Origin of the sequence: Streptomyces sp. S063 (genome assembly GCF_002832675.1) — a bacterium.
GTDB lineage: Bacteria > Actinomycetota > Actinomycetes > Streptomycetales > Streptomycetaceae > Streptomyces > Streptomyces sindenensis.
In genome coordinates this window covers 4041154-4066285 of record NZ_CP021707.1, presented here as the reverse complement: position 1 = coordinate 4066285, position 25132 = coordinate 4041154, and the positions used below count along the sequence as shown (strand labels likewise).

Here is a 25132-nt window from a genome sequence, read left to right as displayed (position 1 = left end):
TCGCCCCGGGCGGCTCTCACCCCTCCCGCCGCTCCGGCTCCAGCGGCGGGGCGACGACCCCGCAGTGCACCGCGCACTCGGGCCGCTCGCTCCGGGCGGCGGCGGTGACGGCCGGGGTGCGCACCGTCCCCCAGGCGAGGAGCGCGCCCGCCACCAGCAGCCCCGCGCACATCGGCATCGCCCGCCGGAAGGTCGTGGCGAACTCGCCCGCGTCCCGGTACGCCTCGGGCCCCATCCCGGCGAGCAGCGGCAGGGCCGCCACCGCGATGAGCCCGGCCGCCCGGGCGGCGGCGTTGTTGATACCGCTGGCCAGACCGGCCCGCCCGGTGTCCACGGCGGCCAGGACGGTCGCGGTGAGCGGGGCGACGACCACGACGAGCCCGGTCCCGAGCACCAAAACCGCGGGCAGCACTTCGGTGACGTACCCGCCGAAGGAAGCGCTGTCCGGCCCGACCCGCAGCATCAGGAGCATCCCGGCGGCGGCCAGCAGCGGACCCACGGTGAGCGGGACTCGGGGCCCGATGCGCCGCCCCAGCTCACCGGCCGAGGCGGAGAAGAGCAGCATCAGCACAGTGGTGGGCAGCAGCGCGGTACCGGCCCCCAGCGCCGAGTACCCGGCGACGACCTGGAGCTGGATCGCGGAGAGGAAGAAGAAGCCGCCGAGAGCCGCGTAGACGCAGAAGGTCACCAGGTTGACCGAGGTGAAGAGCCGGGAGCGGAAGATCGACGGCGGCAGCATGGGGTCCGCCCGCCGCCGCTCGACGAGGACGAACGCCGCTCCGAGGGCCGGCCCGCCGAGCGCCGCCCCGATCACCACCGGCGAGGCGCCCCGCTCCGGCGCCTCGATCAGCGCGTACGTCACCGCGGCGAGCGCCAGCGCCCCGAGGGCGGCTCCCAGTACGTCGAACCGCCCGTGCGCCGCCGGGTCCCGCGACTCCGGTACGTGCCGGAGCGCGACGGGTACGCAGACGGCGGCGAGCGGCAGGTTGAGCAGGAACACCCACCGCCACCCGGGCCCGTCGACGAGCCACCCGCCCACGAACGGCCCGACGGCCGCCCCGACCCCGCCGAACCCGGACCAGAGCCCCACGGCCCGCGCCCGGTCGTCCGGATGGAAACCGGCCTGGATGAGCGCGAGGGACCCCGGCGTGAGGAGCGCCCCGCCGACGCCCTGGAGCGCCCGGGCGGCGATGAGCACGCCCGCGTTCGGCGCGATCCCGCAGAGCAGCGAAGCGGCGGCGAACCACACCACCCCCACCAGGAACACCCGCCGCCGCCCGTACCGGTCGCCGAGCGCCCCGCCGAGGAGGATCAGCCCGGCGAGCGTGAGCATGTAGGCGTTGACGGTCCACTGGAGGGCGGCCATGTCGGTGCCCAGGTCCTCGCCGATGCGGGGCAGGGCGACGTTGATGACGGTCGAGTCGAGCATCGCCATGCCGGACCCGAGCACCGTGGTCAGCACGACCCAGCGCCCGGCGGGCGAGGCGACCCGGATCTCGCCGGGGGCGGAGCCAGCAGCAGCCATGGGGCCAGCGTGCCCCACATCAGCCCCTCCGGCGATCGAGGGCCCGGAGCGCCCGCGCGGGGCAAGGTGCCCGCACGGGACACGTGCCCGCAGTTCAAGCCCCTCCGGCGATTGAGGAGCGGGGGCCCGGGGGCGGCGCCCCCGAAACCAGCGACCACCGCACGGCTCACACGGTCCGCACCGCCCCTACGGCCCGCACCAACGCCTCCACCCCCAACTCCGCCTTCCCCCGGGGACACCCCACGTTCAGCCGAACGAACCCCGGCGCCCCGTAAACGGAACCCCCCATGATCGCCACCTTCTCCCGCTCCACCAGCACCCGCTGCAACGCGGACTCCTCCACCCCCAGCGGCCGCAGGTCGATCCACGCCAGGTATCCGGCCTGCGGCGGCACCCACCCCAGCTCGGGGAAGGCGGCCCCCAGCCGCTCCGCGACGAGACCCAGGTTCCCCGCCACGTACCCCCGCACCGCGTCCAGCCACGCGGCCCCCTCCCGGTACGCCGCGATGTGCGCGGTCAGCGACAGGACGGCCGGCGACGCCAGCCCCTCCGCCGTCTCCATCCGGCGCAGGAACTCCGCCCGGTCACCGGGATCCCCGAGGAAGCCGTACGACCCGGTCAGCGCCGGAAAGTTGAACGTCTTCGACCCGGACGTGATCAGCGCCCACCGGCCCTCGCCCGCCACCCGCGTCCACGGCACGTGGACGCGCCCCGCACCGTCGTCGTGCACGAAGTCCGCGTGGATCTCGTCGCTGATCACCGCGACCCCGTACCGCTCGGCGAGCGCCGCCGTCCGGGCCAGCTCGTCGGCCGTCCACACCCGGCCCGTCGGGTTGTGGGGCGAGCACAGCACCAGTACCTTCGCGTCCGGACGGGCCAGCTCCCGCTCCAGCGCCTCCTCGTCCCCCACCGGCACCCCGCGCAGCTCCCGCCCGAGCCCGGTGATCGCCTTGCGGAAACCGTCGTACACAGGGGTGTGGACGACGACGCCGTCCCCCTCCCCCGTCCACATCTGGAGCAGTTGGGAGAGCTGGCTGAGCACGGAGGGCCCGTAGACGAGCTGCCCGGTGTCGATCTCGGTGCCGTACCGGGTGGCGTACCAGTGGGCTATCGCCGAGCGGAAGTCGTCCTGCTGCCAGGTGGTGTAGCCGAACACCCCGTGGTCCAGGCGCGCCCGGAGCGCGGCGAGGACTTCGGGAGCGGTGGCGAAGTCCATGTCGGAGATGGTGAACGGCAGCAGACCGTCGACGCCGAAACGGTCGGCGACCCCGTCCCACTGGACGCACCAGGTTCCCCGGCGGTCGACGACGGTATCGAAATCGTAGGGCGCGCCCACAGCTCATCCTCTTCTCTCCCGGCACGGCAACGGGCCCGGCCCTCCGAGGAGGAGGACCGGGCCCGCTGCCGTGCGTCCGTACCGTCCGTGCGGACGGGTGGACTACTTCAGCTTCGTGCCCGTGGAGCGCAGGTTCGCACAGGCCTCGGTGACGCGCGCGGCCATGCCGGCCTCGGCGAGCTTGCCCCAGGTGCGGGGGTCGTAGGTCTTCTTGTTGCCGACCTCGCCGTCGACCTTCAGGACACCGTCGTAGTTGCGGAACATGTGGTCCGCGACCGGACGGGTGAAGGCGTACTGGGTGTCGGTGTCCAGGTTCATCTTCACGACGCCGTTCTCCAGCGCGGTGACGATCTCCTCGGCGGTGGAGCCCGAGCCGCCGTGGAAGACGAAGTCGAACGGCTGGCTGCCGGCCGGCTTGCCGTACTTCTCGGAGACGCCCGCCTGGAGGTCCTTCAGCAGCTCGGGGCGGAGCACGACGTTGCCCGGCTTGTAGACGCCGTGGACGTTGCCGAAGGAGGCGGCCAGCAGGTAGCGGCCCTTCTCGCCCAGGCCGAGCGCCTCGGCGGTACGCAGCGCGTCATCGACGGTCGTGTACAGCTCGTCGTTGATCTCGTGCGTGACGCCGTCCTCCTCGCCACCGGTCGGGGTGATCTCGACCTCAAGGATGATCTTGGCGGCGGCGGCCTTGGCCAGCAGCTCCTGACCGATGGCCAGGTTGTCGGCGAGGGTCTCGGCCGAACCGTCCCACATGTGGGACTGGAACAGCGGGTTCAGGCCCTTGGCGACGCGCTCGGCGGAGACGTCGAGCAGCGGACGTACGTACCCGTCCAGCTTGTCCTTGGGGCAGTGGTCGGTGTGCAGCGCGATGGTGACGTCGTACTTCGCCGCGACGATGTGCGCGAACTCGGCCAGGGCGACCGCGCCCGTGACCATGTCCTTGTTGTACTGGCCGCCCAGGAACTCCGCACCACCGGTGGAGATCTGGACGATGCCGTCGCTCTCGGCCTCCGCGAAGCCGCGCAGTGCGGCGTGCAGGGTCTGGGACGAGGTCACGTTGATGGCCGGGTAGGCGAACTTGCCCGCCTTTGCCCGGTCGAGCATCTCGGCGTAAGCCTCGGGGGTTGCGATGGGCATCTGACCGCTCCTTGGGATGTGCGGGTGTGCAGGCTGTGAGTCCCTGACCTGGGGGCGACGTCATCGTCGCCCCCATCTTCCCAGACTTGCCCCCGGGCTCCACCCGGCGGACCCGGTTTCACGTGAAACCGGGTCCGGGGAGGGTTCAGCTCAGGCCGAGGTCGGCCACCGAGTAGACGTGGACGTACGGCAGGCCGGCTTCGGCGATGGCCGGGGCGGCTCCGCGCTCGACGATCACGGCGACGGCGACGACCTCGCCACCGGCCTCACGGACCGCCTCGACGGCGGTCAGCGGCGAGCCGCCCGTGGTCGAGGTGTCCTCGACGACCAGGCAGCGGCGGCCCTTCACGTCCGTGCCCTCGATCCGGCGCTGCATCCCGTGCGCCTTCTGGGCCTTGCGGACGACGAACGCGTCCAGGCTCTTACCCCGGGCGGCGGAGGCGTGCAGCATCGAGGTGGCGACCGGGTCGGCCCCGAGCGTCAGCCCGCCGACGCAGTCGTAGTCCAGCTCGGCGGTGGCGTCGAGCATGACCTGTCCGACCAGCGGGGCGGCCTTGCCGTCCAGCGTGATCCGGCGCAGATCGATGTACCAGTCGGCTTCCAGCCCCGAGGAGAGGGTCACCTTGCCGTGCACCACGGCCTTGTCCTTGATCTGCTGGAGCAGGTCAGCGCGTACGTCAGTCATGTCCACGAGGGTAAGCCGTGCCGCCCGGACCCCGTGCCCGGGCCACCGCCGGGCACCGGGTCAGAGCCGGGTCCAGCTCCAGGTCGTGGTCATCTCCAGCGGGTCGATCTGGGTCACCAGACGGGGCGCGGTGTTCAGCCCGTTCGGCGGACCGGACTGCGGCTCCACGCAGACGGCCTCCTCCTGCTCGTCGTAGATCACCACCCACTCGCTGCGGCTCTTCACGGTCAGCTCCAGCCGCTCCGGCCAGGTGAGCTTCACGTCCACACCGTCCGGCATCCCGAAGCAGTCGTCCCACGGGCCGGGCCGCGGGTCGATGCGCTGCCCGGTCGGCAGATGGTCCCCACCCCGCTCCTCCTGCCAGTCGGCGTCGAAGGACAGCTCGGCGTCCCGCCCGTCGAGGGTGCGGAGGAACCAGGGGTGCCAGCCCGCCTGCGCCGGGAAGGAGTCGCCGTACGTCTCGACGGCCAGGCCCAGCGTGAGCGCGTCCTCGGTCAGCTCGAAGGTCTGCGTCACCCGGCCCTCGTACGGCCAGGGCTTCGCGAGGTCGTAGTAGAAGGCCGCCCGGCCCTCAGCCAGGTCGGCGGCCGTGTACGCGGGGTGCCAGGAGGTGTCCCGGCCGGTGCCGTGGATGGCGTGCGGCGGGGAGTTCAGCGGCAGCTCGTGGAGCTCGTCGCCGTTGCGGAACTGCCCGTACCCCGTGCGCCCGCACCAGGGGACCATCGGGAAGCAGCCGTACCGATCGCCCTGGCGGAGCAGTTCGGTGGACCCGATCCGCAGGCTGCTGATCCGGCAGCCGTGCACGGGGTCGACGGTCAACTCGGCAGCGCCGACGGTCAGCCTGACGTTCTCTTCGCTCCTGCTCACCCGACGACCCTACTGGCGGCTCACGGCCTCCGTCGCCGCAACGCCCGGCCCAGCACCACGGCGGAGGCAAGCGCGAGGGCGGCGGCGGGGGCGACCCACCGCAGGGTGGTGCTCGCACCGCCCGCCTCCGGGGAGGGCACGGGGGCGTACCGGCCGCGCGGAGGCGCGTGGTCGACCTCCTCGGCGCTGCGCCCGATCATGGTGCGGCGGGCGTGCGCGGCCTCGGCGGGCGGTTCGTCCGGAACGGCGAACTCCACCCCGGCGACGGGGTCGAGCGAGGGCGGCGGCACGGGCGAGTCGAAGACGGCCCCGGAGCCGTCGCCGCCCCCCTCACTCTCGTCCCCCTCACGTCCTTCCGCGGCCACGGCGTCACCCTGGTCGCTCTCGTCGCCCTCAAGCCCCTCCATGGCCGCGGCGTCATCCGCATCGGCGTCGGCGCCCGCGTCCGTATCGACGTCGGCACCCGCCTCCGCGTCGGAGCCCGCACCCGCGTCCGCGTCGGTGGTCCCGTCCTCGCCGTCCCGCGCCGCCAGCGACTCCGTGACCAGCTGCTGGGTGAAGCGGTCCAGGAGCCGGTGGACGGCCGCCAGCGCCGCGCCCTCCTCCAGCTCGGCCAGCCGCCCGTCCCCGTCGCCCGTACCGCTGTAGGCGATCGTCGCCCCGCCGTCCGTCGCCGTGAGGCCGATGGTCAGGGCCAGCTCGACCGCACCGGTGCCCCGGGCCTCCACGCCCTCCCCGGTGACGGAGAAGCGGTCTCTCTCCGGCCCGGTGAGCCGCAGCTCGCCCCGGTAGGTGATGGTGTGGCCACCGGCCCGCAGCTTCAGCCGGCCGGCCAGGGGCGACGCCGACGCGTCGGCGTCCTGCTGGAGGCCGGGGACGCAGCGGGCGACCCGGGCGGGATCGCCCAGGGTGCGCAGCAGAGTCGGGACGGGAACCGGAACGAACACCTCATGCTCCATGGAAACCGAGCCTAATCCGCCACGGCCCGGGACGTCAGCGCTTCGACCCGCGGGAGGACCACTGAAGGACCGCCACAGGACCGCCGGAGCGCCGCCCGAGGACAGCCGGATGAGCGCCGGAGGGCCGCCGAAAGCCGAGCGGCTGCACACGGCGGGTTCACGCGTCTTCCCAGTACCGCGGGTGGATCAGCGTCGACGGGAGCAGCCCCGGCAACCGGGCCTCGGCCGCGGCCCGCGCCCCCTCGCGCAACTCCCGGCCCCGCAGCGAGCGCGGTTCGGGCCCGTCGGGGGCCAGCGCGGCCCGCGGGGCCCGGCCCGGTGCGGCGAGGAGGAAGCCCCAGTCCTCCCGGCCCCGGCTCTCCCCGCCGCCCCGGTCCGGGCTCGCTGCGAGGCCCGCGTACCGGCCGGTGACGCGGTACGGGCGGGTCACCAGGCCGCCCGCGCGCACCGAGGCCTCCACCGTCCAGAAGGTCCGCGGCCGGGCCCCCAGCGGTCCGGCGTGCACCGCGAGCCGCCCGTCCGGGGCCAGGGCCTCGGCGATCAGCCCGTAGAACTCGGCCGAATAGAGCTTCGTACTGGCGGTGATGCCCGGGTCCGGAAGGTCGGAGATCACCACGTCGTACCGGCCGTGGTCGGCCCGGAGCCAGGGGAACGCGTCCGCCCCGACCACGGTGAGGCGGGGGTCGTGGAAGGCGTGGCCGTTCAGCTCGGAGAGGGCGGGGTCGGTACGGGCCAGTCGGGTGACGGCGGGGTCCAGCTCGACGACGGTGACCGCCCGGACGTCCCCGTAGCGCAGCACCTCGCGGGCGGCCAGCCCGTCGCCGCCGCCCAGGATGAGCACACGGGCGCGGGGTCCGTTCATCGCGGGGTGCACCAGCGCCTCGTGGTAGCGGTACTCGTCGCGGGCGCTGACCCGCAGCCGGCCGTCCAGATAGAGGCCGAGGGAGTCCCGGTCGGTGCCGGTCACCACCACCTCCTGCACCCCGGTCTGCACGGCGACCCGCACCTGGTCCCCGTACACCGCCCGCCGCGCCGCCCGCTCGAAGTCGTCGACCAGCGCCGTGGCGGTGGCCAGCACCGCGATCACCGAGACGTTGACCAGGACGAGGAGCCAGCGGGAGCGGGGGCTGAGGTCGCGCCGGAAGACCCACAGCACGAGCGCCCCGCCCGCCGCCGCGTTGACCGCGCCGGTGAACAGCGCGCCGGTCAACTGCCCCAGCATCGGCAGCAGGAGGAAGGGGAACGCGAGCCCGCCGACCAGCGCGCCCACGTAGTCGGCGGCGAAGAGATCGGCGACGGCCCCGCCCGCGTCCTGCCGGTCGACGCGCTGGATCAGCGTCATCAGCAGCGGGATCTCCGCGCCGATCAGCACCCCGATCGCCAGCGAGAACCCGACCAGGGCGTACTGCGAATCGCCGAGCCAGGCGAACGAGGCGTACAGGACCAGCGCCGAGGAGCCGCCGATCAGGGCGAGGGCCGCCTCGATGATCCCGAAACCGACGGCGGCACGGCAGCGCAAACGTTTCGCGAGAAGCGATCCGATGCCCATCGCGAACACCATCACGGAGAGCACGACGGACGCCTGGGTGACCGAATCGCCGACGAGATACGAGGCGAGCGCGACCAGTTCGAGCTCGTAGACGAGACCGCAGGCGGCGCAGACGAAGACCGCGGCGAGCACGAGGAACCGGCCGGTCCTCGGCCGTACGGTAAGCCGCGCCGCGCCCCCTCGCAGCGGAACCTGCTGGTCGATCATGTCGCGAACGCTACGTCACGACACCGTCGCACCTTGTCACCCACACGGGTGTAAGTGCCCCTGCCACTCAGGCCGCGGCGGCGGGAATCCGCGCACCCACCCGGGTCCGCGTCACCACCAACTGCCCCTCCTGCGGGTACGCGTGCCAGGTGCGCCACCGCACCTGGCCCTCGGCGCGCTGGGCGAGCATCGCGGTGAAGGCGTACGGGCTGCCGGGGAAGGTGCCCACGAGACCGTGCGGGTGGTCGCTCACCAGGGCGAGCAGTTCCTGGGCGCGCCCGGCGAACTGGCCCTGGGTCAGGGTCTCGACACGGGCGGCGAATTCGTACTCCCGGTCCCCGAGTCGCTTCGAGACGCCGAGGGGCAGGGGGGTGCTGCTGCCGGGCAGGCAGGCCACGGTCTCGGAACAGACCCCGTGCTCCTCCTGGAGGAGCACCTGGTGGGAGGCGCCGAGCAGCCTCAACTGGAGTTCGGCGCCGTCGAGCCGGAGGTCGAGGACGGCCAGGGCGGGCAGCGGCTCCCGCCCCAGCATCCAGGCCAGGTCGGCGGCGCGGGTATCGGAATAGGCCGTCTGGAGGGTGGTGAGCATGGGTGGGCTCCGCAAACACACATGGACACCGGGACAGCGGAACGCCCTCGCATGACTGCGTGTGGGAGGTGAGGGGCGCCCGATCTGGTCCAACTGGGGTCCGAGGGCTGAATGTTCTCTTCGACGAGGGAATCACGAAGTACGCTGCACTCACAGCGTTTTCGCCCAACTTGCCGTGGTTTCCATCCCCTCGGGGGCCCCACGGTTCACCTGTTCAACCGAACACGACCGCGTCGCTCAACAAAAAGGCGTCCGGAGGGAGTTCACCCTCCGAACGCCCGCCACCGGGTCACTGTCGGTGACCGTGCACAGGGGCAGCCGGTCAGCTGCCGCCCCCGCACGACGAGCCGCCCCCGCCGCCCCCGCACGACGAACCGCCGCCGCAGGAGTGGCCGCCCGAGTGCCCGCCGGAACCGCCGGAGTTACCGCTTCCGCAGGACGCGCCGTAGTCGGTTCCGCCCGCCCACCAGCCGGCACCGGCGCCACCGGCGGAGGTCCTGCTCGCGGAACGCCGACGTCCGGACCGCGACGACGAGCCGCTCCCGCCACCGGTGGCCCGCAGAACGAGCACCAACCCGCCGACGACGACCGCGGCGATCACTGTCGCGATGAAGACGACCATGGCCCCCACCCGCCTTTCTCTCCCCCGAAGCGAGGTCCCCCGTCGCTTCCCCGTTGTTGTGTGAAAGGGGGATTCCCAGAGCCCGCGCGCGCCAAAGCGGACTTGAGCAACTCCAGAGCTTCGGCCCAGGATGGCGCCCATGACACAGGGACGACCGCTGCTCAACCGCCGCCTCGCCACGTTCGGCACGACGATCTTCGCCGAGATGTCCGCGCTGGCCGCGCGGACCGACTCCATCAACCTCGGCCAGGGCTTCCCCGACACCGACGGCCCCGAGGAGATCCGGGAGGCGGCGGTCCGGGCACTGCGCGCGGGCCACGGCAACCAGTACCCGCCCGGCCCCGGGGTCCCGGAACTCCGCGACGCCGTCGCCACCCATCAGGAGCGCTTCTACGGCCTGACCTGGTCCCCGGAGACAGAGGTACTGGTCACGACCGGGGCCACCGAGGCGATCGCCGCCTCCCTGCTCGCCCTCCTCGAACCGGGCGACGAGGTCATCGCGTTCGAGCCGTACTACGACTCGTACGCCGCCTGCATCGCCATGGCGGGCGCCACGCGCGTACCGCTCCCCCTGCGCGCCCCGGACTTCCGCCCGGACCTCGACGAACTGCGCACCCTGATCACCCCGCGCACCCGCCTCCTGCTGCTGAACACCCCGCACAACCCGACCGGCACGGTCCTCACCCCCGACGAACTGTCCGGGATCGCGGCCCTCGCGGTGGAGCACGATCTCCTGGTGGTCACCGACGAGGTCTACGAGCACCTGGTCTTCACGGGGGCGCACCACCCCATCGCCGCGCTGCCCGGGATGCGCGAGCGCACGGTGTCCATCTCCTCGTCGGGGAAGACGTTCTCGTACACCGGCTGGAAGATCGGCTGGATCACCGGCGACGCGCCCCTGGTGGCGGCGGTGCGCGCGGCGAAGCAGTATCTGACCTTCGTCAGCGGGGGCCCGTTCCAGTACGCGATCGCCGAGGCGCTCGCCCTGCCCGACGCCTTCTTCACCGGCTTCCGCGAGGACATGCGCCGCAAGCGGGACCTGCTGGCGACGGGCCTGCGCGCGGCGGGCTTCCGGGTGTACGAGCCGGAGGGGACGTACTTCATCACCACCGACATCTCCCCGTTCGGCGACGAGGACGCCTACGCCTTCTGCCGCGCGCTGCCGGAACGCTGCGGGGTGGCGGCCGTGCCGAACTCGGTCTTCTACGACGACCCGGAGAGGGGTCGCAGCCAGGTCCGCTTCACGTTCTGCAAGCGGGAGGACGTGCTCCAGGAGGCGGCGGAGCGGCTGGCCCGGCTGGGTTGAGCACGCGAACGGCCCGGGCGGCGGTCGCGATGACCGCTGCCCGGGCCGTTGCCGTGACGAACCCTGGTTCAGGCGCCCGCGGGCTCCTCGCCGTCCGCCTTGCCCTCGGCGGGCTGGATGCCGAGGCGCTCGGTGAGCCACTTGTCGAACTCGATCGAGGCGCGCACCCAGCTCACCGTCGAGGAGACGAAGTGCTCCAGGCTGACGCCGGTGCCGATGAGCATCTGCGCCTCACCGATCAGCCGGACGGAACCCGTCTCGCCCTCCTCGCCCTCGTGGGCGTGGGTGTAGACCTTGGGCCACAGGGTGCGGCGGTTCCAGTCGTCGATGGCGTCCAGCAGGACGGGACGCTGGTCGAGGTCGTGCGGGCGGTCGTAGAACGTACGGACCGAGAAGACCTGCTGCTCCGCCTCACCGCGGAACATGAAGTACGTCCGGAACTCTTCCCACGGCGCCGCGAGGTCACCCTCGTCGTCGACGACGTACTTCAGCTCCATCTGGTCGAGGAGCTGCTTGACGAGGTCCTGGTCCGGGACGACGGGGCCCTCCGGTCCTGCCGCCTGCGGTTCGGGCTGGCCCCCGAAATTAGGAATCGAGGACGGATCGATGCTCACCGTTATTTCCCTTCGTGACGAGTGCGGCCATCCTCTCCCATGGCGGGCGGGGCATGGCAAGCCCCGGCGGCCCCGATCCGCCACAAGCTGACAGACAGCGTGTGGGGACGGGGCTCGCCGGGTGTTCACCTACAGACTGCGACGGTCCGTGACCTTCGGTTACGAGGCGGGGCCGACGATCAGCCCGTCCTCGGCCCGGTCCACCCGTACGGTGTCCCCGTCGCGGACCTCGCCGGACAGGATCTCCTTGGCGAGCCGGTCGCCGATCGCGGTCTGGATGAGCCGGCGCAGCGGGCGCGCCCCGTAGGCCGGGTCGTTGCCCTCCTGGGCGAGCCAGGCCAGCGCCTCGGGGGTGACGTCCAGGGTGAGCCGCCGGTCCGCGAGGCGCTTCGCCAGCCGGTCGACCTGGAGCCCGGCGATGTGGGCCAGCTCGTCGCCGGAGAGGGCGGAGAAGACCACGAGGTCGTCGAGGCGGTTGATGAACTCCGGCTTGAAGGAGGCCCGCACCACGTCCAGCACCTGCTGCTTCTTCACCTCGGGCTTGACCAGGGGGTCCATCAGGAACTGGGAGCCGAGGTTGGAGGTGAGGATCAGGATGGTGTTGCGGAAGTCGACCGTGCGGCCCTGGCCGTCGGTGAGCCGGCCGTCGTCGAGGACCTGGAGCAGGATGTCGAAGACCTCGGGGTGGGCCTTCTCGACCTCGTCCAGGAGCACGACGCTGTACGGGCGGCGGCGGACGGCCTCGGTGAGCTGGCCGCCCTCCTCGTACCCGACGTAACCGGGCGGGGCGCCGACGAGGCGGGCGACGCTGTGCTTCTCGCCGTACTCGCTCATGTCGATGCGGATCATGGCCCGTTCGTCGTCGAACAGGAAGTCCGCCAGCGCCTTGGCCAGCTCGGTCTTGCCGACACCGGTCGGGCCCAGGAAGAGGAACGACCCGGTGGGCCGGTCGGGATCGGCGATGCCTGCCCTGGTCCGGCGTACGGCGTCGGAGACGGCCTGCACGGCCTCGGTCTGCCCGATCAGCCGCTTGCCCAGCTCGGACTCCATGCGCAGCAGCTTCTGGGTCTCGCCCTCCAGCAGCCGCCCGGCCGGGATACCGGTCCAGGCGCCGACGACGTCCGCGATGTCGTCCGGCCCGACCTCCTCCTTGACCATGGTGTCCTTGTCCTTGGACGCCTCCTGCTCGGCCTCGGCGGCCTCCTCCAACTCCCGCTCCAGCCCCGGGATCTCCCCGTAGAGCAGCTTGGAGGCGGCGTCGAAGTCGCCGTCGCGCTGGGCGCGTTCGGCCTGACCGCGCAGCTCGTCGAGGCGCTCCTTGAGCTCACCGACCCGGTTGAGGCCCTGCTTCTCCTTCTCCCAGCGGGCGTTGAGGCCGCGCAGCTCCTCCTCCTTGTCGGCGAGATCGCGGCGCAGCTTCGCCAGGCGCTCCTTGGAGGCGGCGTCGCTCTCGTTCTTCAGCGCCAGCTCCTCCATCCTCAACCGGTCGACGGAGCGCTGGAGTTCGTCGATCTCCAGCGGCGAGGAGTCGATCTCCATCCGGAGCCGGGACGCGGCCTCGTCGACCAGGTCGATGGCCTTGTCGGGGAGGAAGCGGGAGGTGATGTAGCGGTCGGAGAGGGTGGCGGCGGCCACCAGTGCCGAGTCGGCGATCTGGACCTTGTGGTGGGCCTCGTACCGGCCCTTGAGACCGCGCAGGATCGCGATGGTGTCCTCGACGGACGGCTCGGCGACCAGGACCTGCTGGAAGCGGCGCTCCAGGGCGGGGTCCTTCTCGATGCGCTCGCGGTATTCGTCGAGCGTGGTCGCGCCGACCATGCGCAGCTCGCCGCGGGCCAGCATCGGCTTGAGCATGTTGCCCGCGTCCATGGCGGAGTCGCCGCCCGCGCCGGCGCCGACGACGGTGTGCAGCTCGTCGATGAACGTGATGATCCGGCCGTCGCTCTCCTTGATCTCGGAGAGGACGGTCTTCAGCCGCTCCTCGAACTCGCCGCGGTACTTCGCGCCCGCGACCATCGCCCCGAGGTCCAGCGACACGAGCCGCTTGTCCTTGAGGCTCTCCGGCACATCGCCCTTGACGATGCGCTGGGCGAGCCCCTCGACGACGGCGGTCTTGCCGACGCCGGGCTCACCGATGAGCACGGGGTTGTTCTTCGTCCGGCGCGACAGCACCTGCACGACGCGGCGGATCTCCTGGTCGCGGCCGATGACCGGATCCAGCTTGCCCTCGCGCGCGGCGGCCGTGAAGTCGGTGCCGAACTTCTCCAGGGCCTTGTACTGGCCCTCCGGGTCGGGTGTGGTCACCCGGCGCCCTCCCCTGCTCGTCTCGAACGCGGCCAGCAGCTTCTTGGCGCCGGCCCCTTGTCCGTCGAGGATCTCACCGGCCCGGCCGCCCTTCGCGGCGACGCCGATGAGCAGATGCTCGGTGGAGATGTAGTCGTCGCCCAGCTCCTCGGCCCGCTGGGCCGCGTCCTGGATGACGGCGAGCAGCTCGCGGTTGGGCTGCGGCGGGGCGACGGTGGATCCGGTGACGCTGGGCAGCCCGCCGAGCAGCCGCTCGGTCTCGCCGCGTACCAGCGCCAGGTCGGCCTCGACGGCGGCGAGCAGATCGACGATGTTCTCGTTGTCCTGCCCCTCCAGCAGCGCGAGCAGCAGGTGCCCCGGGGTCAGGTCGGGGTGCCCGTCCTTCACGGCCCGGTTGGTGGCCGCGTTGATCGCGTCGCGGCTCTTGTTGGTCAGCTCGGCGTCCACGTGTGGTTACTCCTCCTCGCAGCTGGGGTCAGGGGTACAGCCCGCATTGACGTAATCAACGTGCACAAAGTTGAGTCTATTCCACTCAAGGCGATGATCGCACGCGCCGCGGGCGCCCGGCGAGGGCTCTCGTACGCTGCCCCCATGGCAGACGTACGCAATCCCTCCCCCGAATACGTCGCGTTCTGGCGCGAGAGCCACCTGTCCACACTGACGACCCCCCGCCCGGACGGCACGCCGCACGTGGTCCCGGTGTGCGTGACGTACGACCCGGAGGCGGGGGTGGCACGCGTGATCACCGACGGGGGCAGCCGCAAGGTGGCCCACATCCGCGCGGCCGGCCCGGACGGGGCACGCGTGGCCGTCTGCCAGATCGACCGGGCCCGCTGGGCGACCCTGGAGGGCCGCGCGGTCATCCGCACCGAACCGGAGGCCGTCAGGGACGCGGAGGCCCGCCACGAGGAGCGCTACGGCCGTCCGCCGCGGATCAACCCGACGCGGGTCGTCATCGAGATCACCCTCGACCGGGCGCTCGGCAGGGCCTGAGACCGTTCGTCGCGGCCGGCCGCGTTCCCGGGCCCGGGCCCGGGCCCGGGACAGCACAACGGCGCCACCGTGTTCAGGTCACGGTGGCGCCGCTGTGTGGGGGAAGCGCCTGGAGCGACAGGTGACGACGGGGGAATCGCTCAGGCACTGCGGGGGGTGGCGGAAAGGGGTTCTGCGTCGAACAGCTCGTGGTCGCGCTGGTCGAGATTGACGAAGATCATGCCGTACCTGACGGCACAGCGAACCGGCTGCGGCGCACCGCGGGGCCGACGGAGACAGCGATAGGCGCGGACGTCCTCGTCCTCTTCCATCACCACGACAATCGGCTCTCCGAACAGGGTGACCATCAACGAGTCGCCACGGCGGGGGAGGGCCGTGAGCAGATCGATGAAATGCCACCCTGAGCGATAGGCGGTTGCCATCTCGCGCCGGAAGGTGCGGTCGTCCGGCGGGGTGCTCATGCGCGGGCTCCATCCGACGAAGCGGCGCCCGACGGCGCACCGAGCGCCGCTTCCGTTCCCGTCGCCTTCGCAGGCATCAGATCCCAAGCCAGGTCTGGAGGCGGAGCCGCCAGCGCATGCGCACCGGCCGCACCGTTGGTCACGCCGCCCTCAACGAGGTCAAGAACACTCAGCGCCCCGGTCGTCACCCCGACGGAGAGGGCAACAGCAAGCACCGAGCGAAGCGTTTTGTAACTCATGATGGGCTTCGTCCTTACTTCCAAGGTTTCCTCTCCCCCGCAAACAAGACGATGGCCCATCCAGGCACGTCAATGCCACAGAACCGATGCATCATGTTCCTGCTGATTCATGTTCCTGGGGGTGGAGAATTGACCACAGAAAGAACTAAAGCGACACATCCCCACGCGGTAAGCGCCATGTGCGACGAGGGGGCGCGGCTCTACGCCAGTGCGCTGAGCGTGGGCAAGATAGCTCGTGTCGAGACGGAGGACGCTCCCTGCCTGCTGGAGTTCGCCCTGCTGCACCCCGATCCCGACGATCCCACCTGGCTCCGACCGGTGCCACCTTCGGCAGCGCTGACGCAGCGGCTTCACCCGATCGAGCGAGAGATACAGGAGCGCAGACGCCTCTCGGTCGAGCTCGCCGAAGCATTCGAACCCTTCATGGCCATCAGTGCGCAGGTGCCGCCGACGACGCACGCCATCACGGTTCTCGAAGGCATCGGCCGCATCAACGCGTCGATAGAGCTCGCCCTGGCCGAGTGCCGCTCGGAGGTCCTGACGATTCAACCCGGCGGCGGGCGCAGCGAGAACGCGCTGACCATCGCCATGGAGCGCGGCAAGATGCTCACGGCACGCGGCGTCGGCATGCGCACTCTGTATCAGCACACCGTTCGGCACAGCCACGGAACTCTCAGCTATGCCGCTCAGATGGCGGAGAGCAAGGTCGAGATCCGAACGCTCGAAGAACTCATAGAGCGACTCATGATCTTCGACAACACCGTCGCCTTCATCCCGGCCACGGACGATCGAACCGTAGCCCTGGAACTGCGGCACCCCGGCATCGTGGAGTACCTCGCCAAAGTCTTCGAGCAGCTCTGGCACCGTGCGGTGCCCCTTCAGGAACAGATTCCGTACGACTCCAAGTCGGACGGGATTTCCGGCGTACGGCATTCCATCGCGAAGCTCCTCGTCGAAGGCCACGTCGACGAGGCGATCGCCCGACGCCTCGGCATGAACGTACGGACCTGCCGTTCGCACATCGCCAAGCTCAGCGTCGCGCTGGGGAGCAACAGCCGTGCCCAACTCGGCTACCTGATCGCACGATCAGGAATCCTGGAATCCGACCCCGACCATGCGGTGCCCCCCGGCGCCGGGGCGTGACCGCACACGGGGGAGAGCACGGCCGCGCCCAGGTGAGCCGGGGGAAGTTCCCCGCTCCCCCGACACCCGCACAGCCCCCTGTGCCACCAGTCGCACCCGCCTCGGCGCCCTCCTCGTCCGCTCGGGCTTCTCCGAAACACCGAACTCCCCCGCCACCTGCGAGAATTCCGTACGTCAGCCCTGACCGACCTGACGAACACCCCGCGCGAGCGAAGGACCACGAAGCCCGGATGACCGACACCACCCCCGCACCCGCCCCCCTGCCCGCCACCGTCGAGGACGACCGCCACGGGGACATACGCGTCGAACTCGTCGGCGAGCAGCGCGAGACGCTCGTCGTGAGCGGCGAGGGGATACCCCGCGTCGTCCTCACCCGCGCCCCCGGCACCGAGGTGGACGACCACATCCTCATCGGCACCCGCGACCCCCGCCGGCTCACGCTCACCGTGGACGGCCGGGACGCCGCGATCAAGCCCGGGAAGGGGAAGCTCCGCCGCCGCACCTACCGGGTCGACGTCCGCTGCGCGGGCACCGCCTACCGGCTCGTGCCCGACTCGATCCCGAGCAGCCGGCTGACCCGGAACGGCAAGCGCATCGGGGACTTCTCCTCGGTCGGCGGCGACCGGCGGGTGATCGCGGAGTGGCGGGACGGGGCCGTCGTCGAGCCGGCCGACGCGGCGATCGGCTACGCCCTGGCCGCGGCCTTCGGCACCGGCGGACAGCCCATGTGGATGATGGCGATCGAAGCGGTCAGCGAGTTCCTGCCGTAGGCCCACGCCCCCGGGCACGCGAAACACTCCCCCGGACACGCCGAAGGGGCCGGAGGGCGTTCAACCGCCGCTCTCCCGGCCCCTTCGTGCGAAAGGCTTCTACTCCGTAGGCCGCTTCGGCTTCGGCCGCCACACCACCAGCGCGCCCGTCTGCTGCACGTCCTGGTACGGCACCAGGTCCCGCCGGTACGAGGCGTGCACCTGGGCCTCGCGCTGCTGCATGGCGACCGCCGCACCGTCCACCGCCGCCGAGAGCTCGGCGACGCGCTGCTGGAGCGCGGCCACCTGGTTCTCCAACTCGATGATCCGCTTGATGCCCGCGAGGTTGATGCCCTCGTCCTGCGACAGCTGCTGCACGGTGCGCAGCAGCTCGATGTCGCGGGCCGAGTAGCGCCGGCCGCGCCCGGCCGTGCGGTCCGGGGAGACCAGGCCGAGCCGGTCGTACTGGCGCAGTGTCTGCGGGTGGAGCCCCGAGAGCTGGGCCGCGATCGAGATCACGTACACCGGGGTCTCATCGGTCAGCTGGTACGGATTGCGTCGACGGCCGTCCATCTCAAGCTCCCTTCGCGGCCTGGAACAGTTCCGCCCGCGGGTCCTCGTCCGCGGTCGCCTTCCGGTAGGCCTCCAGGGCGTCCCTGGCCTCCTGGCCCAGGTCCCTGGGGACCGCGACCTCCACGGTGACCAGCAGATCGCCGCGGGTGCCGTCCTTGCGCACCGCGCCCTTGCCCCGGGCGCGCATCGTACGCCCGTTGGGGGTACCGGCGGGAAGCTTCAGCGTGACCGGCGGTCCGCCGAGCGTGGGGACCTTGATGTCGCCGCCGAGCGTCGCCTCCGGGTAGGTGACGGGCACGGTGACCGTGAGGTTGTCGCCCTTGCGGCCGAAGACCGGGTGGGCGTCGACGTGGACGACGACGTACAGGTCGCCGGCCGGACCGCCGCGTTCGCCCGCGCCGCCCTTGCCGCGCAGCCGGATCCGCTGGCCGTCGGAGACGCCCGCCGGAATCCGCACCTGCATGGTGCGCGCCGACTTCGCCCGGCCGCTGCCCTTGCAGACGTCGCAGGGGTCCTGGGCGATGAGGCCCCGGCCCTTGCAGTCCACACAGGGATCGGTGAGCGAGAAGCCGCCGCCGCTGCCGCGCGAGACCTGCCCGGTGCCGACACAGGTCGGGCAGACCCGGGGGGTGCCGTTCTTGTCGCCGGTGCCGGAACACGCCTTGCAGGGCGCCTGGCTGGACATCCGCAGCGGGACCGTGGCCCCGTCGACCGCCTCGGTGAAGCTGAGCGTCACCTCGGACTCGATGTCCTGGCCGCGCTTGGGCTGGACTCGGGTGCCCGTTCCGCCGCGGTTGAACAGCCCGCCGAAGACGTCGCCGAGACCGCCCCCGCCGAAGCCGCCGCCCGCGCCGCCCTGTCCGCCACCCGGGGCGCCGCCGCCGAAGAGGTCGCCCAGGTCGAAGTTGAAGTTGCCGCCCGCACCACCGGGGCCGGGCCGGAAGCCGCCGTTGCCGAAGAGGGCGCGCGCCTCGTCGTACTCCTTGCGCTTCTTGGGGTCACCGAGGACGTCGTTCGCCTCGGAGATCTCCTTGAAGCGCTCCTCCGCCTTGGCGTCGTTCTTGTTGGCGTCCGGGTGGAACTCGCGGGCGAGCTTCCGGTACGCCTTCTTGACCTCGGCGTCGGTGGCGTCCTTGGGGACGCCGAGGACCTTGTAGTAGTCCTTCTCGACGAAGTCCTTCGTGCTCATCGACGTCCCTCCTTCCGGACGATCGGCCGAGCGGCCGGCCCGTGGGCCGGCCGCCGGGCCGGTCGGTGTGCACCGCGGTGATCAGACGTCTTCCCGTCAGACCTCCTCGGTGCCACCGCTCTCCTCGTCGTCTGCCTTCTTCTCTTCCTTCGCCGCGGCGGGCGTGGCGCCCGGCTGCGGCTCGGCGACGGCCACCCGCGCGGGGCGGATGGTGCGCTCGCCGATGCGATACCCCGGCTGAAGGATCGCCACGCAGGTCGTCTCGGTGACGTCCGGCGCGTAGCTGTGCATCAGGGCCTCGTGGATCGTCGGGTCGAAGGGCTCGCCCTCCTTGCCGAACTGCTGGAGGCCCAGCTTCGCGACGACGGTCTCCATCGATTCGGCCACCGACTTGAAGCCGCCGACCAGCTCGCCGTGTTCCCGCGCGCGGCCGACGTCGTCGAGCACGGGCAGGAGCTCGGACAGGAGGTTCGCGACGGCGATCTCCTTGACCGTGACCCGGTCCCGCTCGACGCGGCGGCGGTAGTTCTGGTACTCGGCCTGGAGCCGCTGGAGATCCGCGGTGCGCTCGTTCAGCGCCGTACGGACCTGGTCCAGCTGCGCCGTCAGACCGACGCTCTCATCGGTGTCCCCGGCCGGGGCCGCCGCCTCCTCCTCGGAGGGCGCGGCAGCCTTCGGCTCGGCGTCATCAGGGGTGGCGCCGGAGGGGACGTCGGGCTTCTCCTCGAAGCCCGGAGTCTCCTCGGTCACGCCGCACCGCCCTTGGTGTCCTTCTCGTCGTCCACGATCTCGGCGTCGACGACATCGTCATCGGCCTTGCCCTGGGCGTCGCCCGGGGCCTCGGCGCCCGGGGCCGCACCCTCGGCCTGGGCGTTGGCGTACATCGCCTGGCCCAGCTTCTGGGAGACGGCGGCGACCTTCTCGGTGGCCGTGCGGATCTCGGCGGTGTCCTCGCCCTTGAGCTTCTCCTTCAGCTCCTCGACCGCGGTCTCCACCTCCGTCTTGACGTCGGCGGGGACCTTGTCCTCGTTGTCCTTGAGGAACTTCTCCGTCTGGTAGACGAGCTGCTCGCCCTGGTTGCGCGACTCGGCGGCCTCGCGGCGGGCGTGGTCCTCCTCCGCGTACTTCTCGGCCTCTTCGCGCATCCGGTTGACCTCGTCCTTCGGCAGCGAGGAGCCGCCGGTGACGGTCATCTTCTGCTCCTTGCCGGTGCCGAGGTCCTTGGCGGCGACGTGCATGATGCCGTTGGCGTCGATGTCGAAGGCGACCTCGATCTGCGGGACACCGCGCGGGGCCGGCGGCAGACCGGTCAGCTCGAACATCCCGAGCTTCTTGTTGTACGCCGCGATCTCGCGCTCACCCTGGTAGACCTGGATCTGCACGGACGGCTGGTTGTCCTCGGCCGTCGTGAAGATCTCGGAACGCTTGGTCGGGATCGTGGTGTTGCGCTCGATGAGCTTGGTCATGATCCCTCCCTTGGTCTCGATGCCGAGGGACAGCGGGGTGACGTCGAGGAGCAGGACGTCCTTGACCTCGCCCTTGAGGACACCGGCCTGGAGCGAGGCGCCGATGGCGACGACCTCGTCCGGGTTCACACCCTTGTTGGCCTCCTGGCCGCCGGTCAGCTCCTTGACGAGCTCGGCGACGGCGGGCATACGGGTGGAGCCACCGACGAGAACGACGTGGTCGATCTCGGAGAGCTGGATGCCCGCGTCCTTGATGACGTTGTGGAACGGGGTCTTGCAGCGGTCCAGGAGGTCTGCGGTCAGCTGCTGGAACTGCGAGCGCGTGAGCTTCTCGTCCAGGTGCAGCGGGCCCTCGGCGGACGCCGTGATGTAGGGCAGGTTGATCGTGGTCTCGGTCGAGGACGAGAGCTCGATCTTCGCCTTCTCCGCGGCCTCGCGGAGACGCTGGAGAGCCATCTTGTCCTTGGACAGGTCCACGCCGTGCCCGTTGGCGAACTGCTTCACCAGGTAGTCCACGACACGCTGGTCCCAGTCGTCACCACCGAGGTGGTTGTCACCGTTGGTGGCCTTCACCTCGACGACGCCGTCGCCGATCTCCAGGAGGGACACGTCGAAGGTGCCGCCACCGAGGTCGAAGACGAGGATCGTCTGGTCGTCCTTGTCCAGGCCGTACGCCAGGGCGGCGGCGGTCGGCTCGTTGACGATGCGCAGGACGTTCAGGCCCGCGATCTCGCCGGCCTCCTTCGTCGCCTGACGCTCGGAGTCGTTGAAGTACGCCGGAACGGTGATGACCGCGTCCGTGACCTTCTCGCCCAGGTAGGACTCGGCGTCGCGCTTCAGCTTCTGCAGGATGAAGGCGCTCATCTGCTGCGGGTTGAAGCTCTTGCCGTCGAGGTCGATCTTCCAGTCCGTGCCCATGTGGCGCTTGACGGAGCGGATGGTCCTGTCGACGTTCGTGACCGCCTGGCGCTTGGCGACCTCGCCGACGAGCACCTCGCCGTTCTTCGCGAAGGCGACGACGGACGGCGTGGTCCTGGCGCCTTCGGCGTTGGTGATGACGGTGGGCTCGCCGCCTTCGAGAACGCTGACGACGGAGTTAGTCGTGCCCAGGTCGATGCCGACCGCACGTGCCATTTCAATTCCTCCAACGGATTACTTGAGTGGATCTGACTCAAGAATGCATGACGCCCGCCCATGAGTCAACAGACCTGAGTCGGACCCACTCAACTTAAGTGCTACACGGAGCTTACGTAGAACTTATCCACGCCGACCCGTCCGCCACGCCACCGCACCGGCGCACGCCACACCCCTCGCGCACCACCCGACCCACCGTCCCACCATGGGATCGTTCTGTCACAAATTGCCGCGAGACGGCCACAACCGTCACCGACCGGCAGGTTTCCGTGTGGATCGTCTTTCCGGGTGGGTCGCCACCCACCCGAACCCCATCGAACCTCGAACCCCGGGCGGGCGCGATGCAGAACACGAGGAAGCGGCACGTACGACAGGCGAGACAGGAGAGCCGGCGGACGGCACCTGCCGGGCGGCCGCACTCACCCGCGTACGCGACCGAGTCCGGCACCGCGCGGGGCCACTTCCCCTCCCGCCCCGCCGCACGCCTGGCGGGCGCAACCGACCGGATGCGGCGGCTCGCGGACCGCGCCCTCCCCCGTACGACGGCCGAACGCGCCCTGGACGTGGCGCTCGGGGCCACGCTGCTCGCCCTGACCTACCCGGCGGTCGCCGTGGCCGCGCTCGTCCTGACCGCGCGGCGCACCCCGGGCGGCGCCTGGACCAGCCGGCCCCGGGCGGGGCTGGGCGGACGGGTCTTCGAGCTGCGCACCCTGCGCACCCGCAGGCTCCGCCTCGACCTGTTCTCCCGGCTGCCGCACGTCGTACGCGGCGATCTCGCCCTGGTCGGCCCCGCCCCGCTGGCCCCCGGCGACCCCCGGGTGACCGGACCCGGCGCCCGGCGGTGGCGGCAGGAACTGCGGCCCGGCCTGACGGGTCTGGCACAGGTGCGCGCCCGCTCCGGCATGCCGTGGGACGACCCCGCCCTGCTGGACCAGCACTACGCAGAGCACCATGGAGTGGTGCTCGACCTGGCGATCCTCGCCGAAGCCGCCCGCAGCCCTCTGCGGGGCCGGCTCCGGAAGGCCCGCCGAACCAAGGCACACCTGAGCGACGCAGATCACCGCCCGCCCGCCTGCAGGAGGGTGGACTAAGTGGATAGTGTCAGCACAGACTAATTAAGTTACTGCTTAGTAGTAGCGGGCAGTATCACGCAACCAACCGGATCCCGCTCTCGCAGGCCCGAGGAGCCCCACTCATGCAACTCGCCGCGATCATCGTGTCGCTGGTGCTGACGGTCGTCGGCGTTGCGCTCGTCGCCCGAGCCGTCGCGCAGATCTACCGCTTCGTCCGCCTCGGACAGGCGGTACCGGCAGGCAGCCGCACCGACGACCCCAAGCAGCGGACGATCACCTTGATCAAGGAGTTCGTCGGCCATACCCGCATGAACCGCTGGGGAATCGTGGGCGTCGCCCACTGGTTCGTCGCGGTCGGCTTCCTGACCCTGGGCCTGACGATCGTCACGGCGTACGGCCAGCTGTTCAAGGCCGACTGGGTGCTGCCGTACATCGGCACCTTCCTGCCGTACGAGGTGTACATCGAGTTCATCGCGCTCGGCACGACCCTCGGCATCCTCGTCCTGATCGCGATCCGCCAGCTGAACCTGCCCTCGCGGGCGGGCCGCAAGTCGCGCTTCACCGGCTCCAAGATGGGCCAGGCGTACTTCGTCGAGGCGATCATCCTGATCATCGGCGCCGCGATCATGGTGCTCCGCGGTCTGGAGGGCGCCCTCCACCACGTGGACGGCTACGGCCCCGCGTACTTCGCCTCGTACCCCCTGGTCCTGGCCTTCGAGGGGCTGAGCGTCGAGACGCTGCAGAACCTGGTCTACCTCTTCGCGATGATCAAGCTCGGCACGACGATGATCTGGGCGATCACCGTCGGCCTCAACACCAACATGGGTGTGGCCTGGCACCGCTTCCTCGGCTTCCCGAACATCTGGTTCAAGCGGAACGCCGACGGCGAGGTCGCGCTCGGCGCGCTCCAGCCGATGACGACGGCGGGCAAGGAGATCGACTGGGAGGACCCGGCCGAGGACGCGGTCTTCGGCGTCTCCCAGGTCGAGCAGTTCTCCTGGAAGGGCATCCTGGACTTCTCCACCTGCACCGAGTGCGGCCGCTGCCAGTCGCAGTGCCCCGCCTGGAACACCGGCAAGCCCCTCTCGCCGAAGCTCCTGATCATGTCGCTGCGCGACCACGCGCACGCCAAGGCCCCCTACCTCCTGGCAGGCGGCGGCAAGACCATGGAGGGCGAGGAGAAGGCCACCGAGGAACAGCTCAAGGGCGTCCCCGCCTCCGCCCTCGCCGAGGCCGAGCGCCCGCTGATCGGCACCGCCGAGGAGAACGGGGTCATCGACCCGGACGTCCTGTGGTCCTGCACCACCTGCGGCGCCTGCGTCGAGCAGTGCCCGGTCGACATCGAGCACATCGACCACATCGTCGACATGCGCCGCTACCAGGTCATGATCGAGTCCGCGTTCCCGTCCGAGGCGGGCACCATGCTCAAGAACCTGGAGAAGAAGGGCAACCCCTGGGGCCTGGCCAAGAAGGCCCGCGTGGAGTGGACCAAGGAGGTCGACTTCGAGGTCCCGATCGTCGGCAAGGACGTCGAGGACCTCACCGAGGTCGACTACCTCTACTGGGTCGGCTGCGCCGGCGCCCTGGAGGACCGGGCCAAGAAGACCACCAAGGCCTTCGCGGAACTCCTGCACATGGCCGGCGTCAAGTTCGCGATCATGGGCGGCGACGAGAAGTGCACCGGCGACTCCGCCCGCCGCCTGGGCAACGAGCCGCTCTTCCAGCAGCTCGGCCAGGAGAACGTGGCCATGCTGAACATGGCCTACGGCGAGGACGACGAAGACGAGACGACGAAGAAGCCCAAGTCGTCCAAGAAGATCGTCGCGACCTGCCCGCACTGCTTCAACACCATCGCCAACGAGTACCCGCAGCTCGGCGGCGAGTACGAGGTCATCCACCACACCCAGCTGCTCCAGCACCTCATCGACGAGGGCAAGCTGATCCCGGTCACCCCGGTCGAGGGCCTGATCACCTACCACGACCCGTGCTACCTGGGCCGGCACAACAAGATCTACACCCCGCCGCGCGAGATCATCGCGAAGGTCCCGGGCCTGCGGAACGAGGAGATGCACCGCCACAAGGAACGCGGCTTCTGCTGCGGCGCCGGCGGCGCCCGGATGTGGATGGAGGAGCGGATCGGCAAGCGCATCAACACCGAGCGCGTCGACGAAGCCCTCGCCCTCAACCCCGACATCGTCTCCACCGCCTGCCCGTTCTGCCTCGTCATGCTCACCGACTCGGTCAACGGCAAGAAGAACGACGGCCAGGCCAAGGAGTCCATCCAGGTCGTGGACGTCTCGCAGCTCCTGCTGGAGTCCGTGAAGACGCCCATCGACCCGACCGGCGAGCCGGGGCCGGTGGACGCACCGGAGCCGGAACCGGCACAGTGACGTAACGCATCGGCGCGATGAGCGG

General features: G+C 70.9%; 22 protein-coding genes. 6 read left to right on the top strand and 16 right to left on the bottom strand.

Features of this window, described 5'->3' with window-relative positions:
* Positions 1-16: 16 nt before the first annotated feature.
* From CCZ36_RS18725 to CCZ36_RS18685, 9 genes are all read right to left on the bottom strand, one after another.
* The gene (locus CCZ36_RS18725) at positions 17-1525 is read right to left on the bottom strand and encodes an MFS transporter (RefSeq protein ID WP_069740795.1); all 1509 of its coding nucleotides are present in this window, start codon (positions 1523-1525) and stop codon (positions 17-19) included.
* Between the two features lie 166 nt (positions 1526-1691).
* Positions 1692-2861 carry a MalY/PatB family protein gene (locus tag CCZ36_RS18720; protein ID WP_128818173.1) on the bottom strand — a complete coding sequence of 390 codons (1170 nt, stop codon included), beginning with the start codon at positions 2859-2861 and terminating at the stop codon, positions 1692-1694.
* A 102-nt stretch (positions 2862-2963) separates the two neighbouring features.
* The gene (gene fbaA / locus CCZ36_RS18715) at positions 2964-3995 is read right to left on the bottom strand and encodes a class II fructose-bisphosphate aldolase (RefSeq protein WP_065486310.1); all 1032 of its coding nucleotides are present in this window, start codon (positions 3993-3995) and stop codon (positions 2964-2966) included.
* Between the two features lie 145 nt (positions 3996-4140).
* Entirely contained in the window at positions 4141-4680 is a 540-nt protein-coding gene (gene pyrE / locus CCZ36_RS18710; RefSeq protein WP_069740617.1) for an orotate phosphoribosyltransferase, read from the bottom strand.
* A gap of 60 nt (positions 4681-4740) precedes the next feature.
* Complete coding sequence (locus tag CCZ36_RS18705) at positions 4741-5547, bottom strand: aldose epimerase family protein (RefSeq protein WP_069740616.1); 807 nt, start codon at positions 5545-5547, stop codon at positions 4741-4743.
* 20 nt (positions 5548-5567) lie between these two features.
* A complete protein-coding gene (locus tag CCZ36_RS18700) occupies positions 5568-6506 on the bottom strand; it encodes an SRPBCC domain-containing protein (RefSeq protein WP_128818172.1) in 939 nt (312 codons plus the stop codon).
* Positions 6507-6663: 157 nt separating this feature from the next.
* Positions 6664-8262 carry a polyamine aminopropyltransferase gene (locus CCZ36_RS18695; protein WP_128818171.1) on the bottom strand — a complete coding sequence of 533 codons (1599 nt, stop codon included), beginning with the start codon at positions 8260-8262 and terminating at the stop codon, positions 6664-6666.
* A gap of 67 nt (positions 8263-8329) precedes the next feature.
* The gene (locus CCZ36_RS18690; protein WP_069737606.1) at positions 8330-8851 is read right to left on the bottom strand and encodes a DUF2617 family protein; all 522 of its coding nucleotides are present in this window, start codon (positions 8849-8851) and stop codon (positions 8330-8332) included.
* A 322-nt stretch (positions 8852-9173) separates the two neighbouring features.
* Entirely contained in the window at positions 9174-9473 is a 300-nt protein-coding gene (locus CCZ36_RS18685; protein WP_128818170.1) for a hypothetical protein, read from the bottom strand.
* 139 nt (positions 9474-9612) lie between these two features.
* Here CCZ36_RS18685 and CCZ36_RS18680 point away from each other — a divergent pair, with 139 nt between their 5' ends.
* Complete coding sequence (locus CCZ36_RS18680; protein WP_069740790.1) at positions 9613-10779, top strand: pyridoxal phosphate-dependent aminotransferase; 1167 nt, start codon at positions 9613-9615, stop codon at positions 10777-10779.
* 68 nt (positions 10780-10847) lie between these two features.
* Here the strand turns inward: CCZ36_RS18680 and CCZ36_RS18675 are convergent, their stop codons facing one another.
* Together CCZ36_RS18675 and clpB are read right to left on the bottom strand one after the other, a co-directional pair.
* Positions 10848-11393, bottom strand: a complete 546-nt coding sequence (locus CCZ36_RS18675) for a YbjN domain-containing protein (protein WP_032767063.1) — start codon at positions 11391-11393, stop codon at positions 10848-10850.
* Between the two features lie 159 nt (positions 11394-11552).
* Positions 11553-14144, bottom strand: a complete 2592-nt coding sequence (gene clpB / locus CCZ36_RS18670) for an ATP-dependent chaperone ClpB (RefSeq protein WP_069737608.1) — start codon at positions 14142-14144, stop codon at positions 11553-11555.
* A gap of 144 nt (positions 14145-14288) precedes the next feature.
* Between clpB and CCZ36_RS18665 the strand changes: the two genes are divergently transcribed.
* Positions 14289-14690 (top strand): pyridoxamine 5'-phosphate oxidase family protein, encoded by a 402-nt coding sequence (locus tag CCZ36_RS18665; RefSeq protein WP_069740788.1) that lies wholly within the window; start codon positions 14289-14291, stop codon positions 14688-14690.
* 140 nt (positions 14691-14830) lie between these two features.
* Here the strand turns inward: CCZ36_RS18665 and CCZ36_RS18660 are convergent, their stop codons facing one another.
* Positions 14831-15151, bottom strand: a complete 321-nt coding sequence (locus CCZ36_RS18660; RefSeq protein WP_003967571.1) for a hypothetical protein — start codon at positions 15149-15151, stop codon at positions 14831-14833.
* Between the two features lie 416 nt (positions 15152-15567).
* On the opposite strand from CCZ36_RS18660, the gene CCZ36_RS18650 reads away from it, so the two are divergent.
* Together CCZ36_RS18650 and CCZ36_RS18640 are read left to right on the top strand one after the other, a co-directional pair.
* On the top strand, positions 15568-16533 hold the full coding sequence (locus tag CCZ36_RS18650; RefSeq protein WP_443069844.1) for a helix-turn-helix transcriptional regulator: 966 nt from the start codon (positions 15568-15570) through the stop codon (positions 16531-16533).
* A 230-nt stretch (positions 16534-16763) separates the two neighbouring features.
* Positions 16764-17303, top strand: coding sequence for a hypothetical protein (locus CCZ36_RS18640; protein WP_069737610.1), 540 nt, complete (start codon positions 16764-16766; stop codon positions 17301-17303).
* A 99-nt stretch (positions 17304-17402) separates the two neighbouring features.
* Here CCZ36_RS18640 and CCZ36_RS18635 read toward each other — a convergent pair whose 3' ends face one another.
* The 4 genes from CCZ36_RS18635 to dnaK all read right to left on the bottom strand — a co-directional run bounded on the left by CCZ36_RS18635 (position 17403) and on the right by dnaK (position 21644).
* On the bottom strand, positions 17403-17855 hold the full coding sequence (locus CCZ36_RS18635; protein WP_032767066.1) for a heat shock protein transcriptional repressor HspR: 453 nt from the start codon (positions 17853-17855) through the stop codon (positions 17403-17405).
* 1 nt (position 17856) lies between these two features.
* Entirely contained in the window at positions 17857-19044 is a 1188-nt protein-coding gene (dnaJ, locus tag CCZ36_RS18630) for a molecular chaperone DnaJ (protein WP_069737611.1), read from the bottom strand.
* 96 nt (positions 19045-19140) lie between these two features.
* The gene (gene grpE / locus CCZ36_RS18625; RefSeq protein ID WP_128818168.1) at positions 19141-19794 is read right to left on the bottom strand and encodes a nucleotide exchange factor GrpE; all 654 of its coding nucleotides are present in this window, start codon (positions 19792-19794) and stop codon (positions 19141-19143) included.
* Entirely contained in the window at positions 19791-21644 is a 1854-nt protein-coding gene (gene dnaK, locus CCZ36_RS18620) for a molecular chaperone DnaK (protein ID WP_069737613.1), read from the bottom strand. Before dnaK ends, grpE begins: the two co-directional genes overlap by 4 nt.
* 341 nt (positions 21645-21985) lie before the next feature.
* Between dnaK and CCZ36_RS18615 the strand changes: the two genes are divergently transcribed.
* Together CCZ36_RS18615 and CCZ36_RS18610 are read left to right on the top strand one after the other, a co-directional pair.
* Positions 21986-22735: a sugar transferase gene (locus tag CCZ36_RS18615; RefSeq protein WP_237302693.1), complete on the top strand. Its 750-nt coding sequence runs from the start codon at positions 21986-21988 to the stop codon at positions 22733-22735.
* A 104-nt stretch (positions 22736-22839) separates the two neighbouring features.
* Positions 22840-25107 (top strand): (Fe-S)-binding protein, encoded by a 2268-nt coding sequence (locus tag CCZ36_RS18610; RefSeq protein WP_128818167.1) that lies wholly within the window; start codon positions 22840-22842, stop codon positions 25105-25107.
* The last annotated feature ends 25 nt before the right edge of the window (positions 25108-25132 follow it).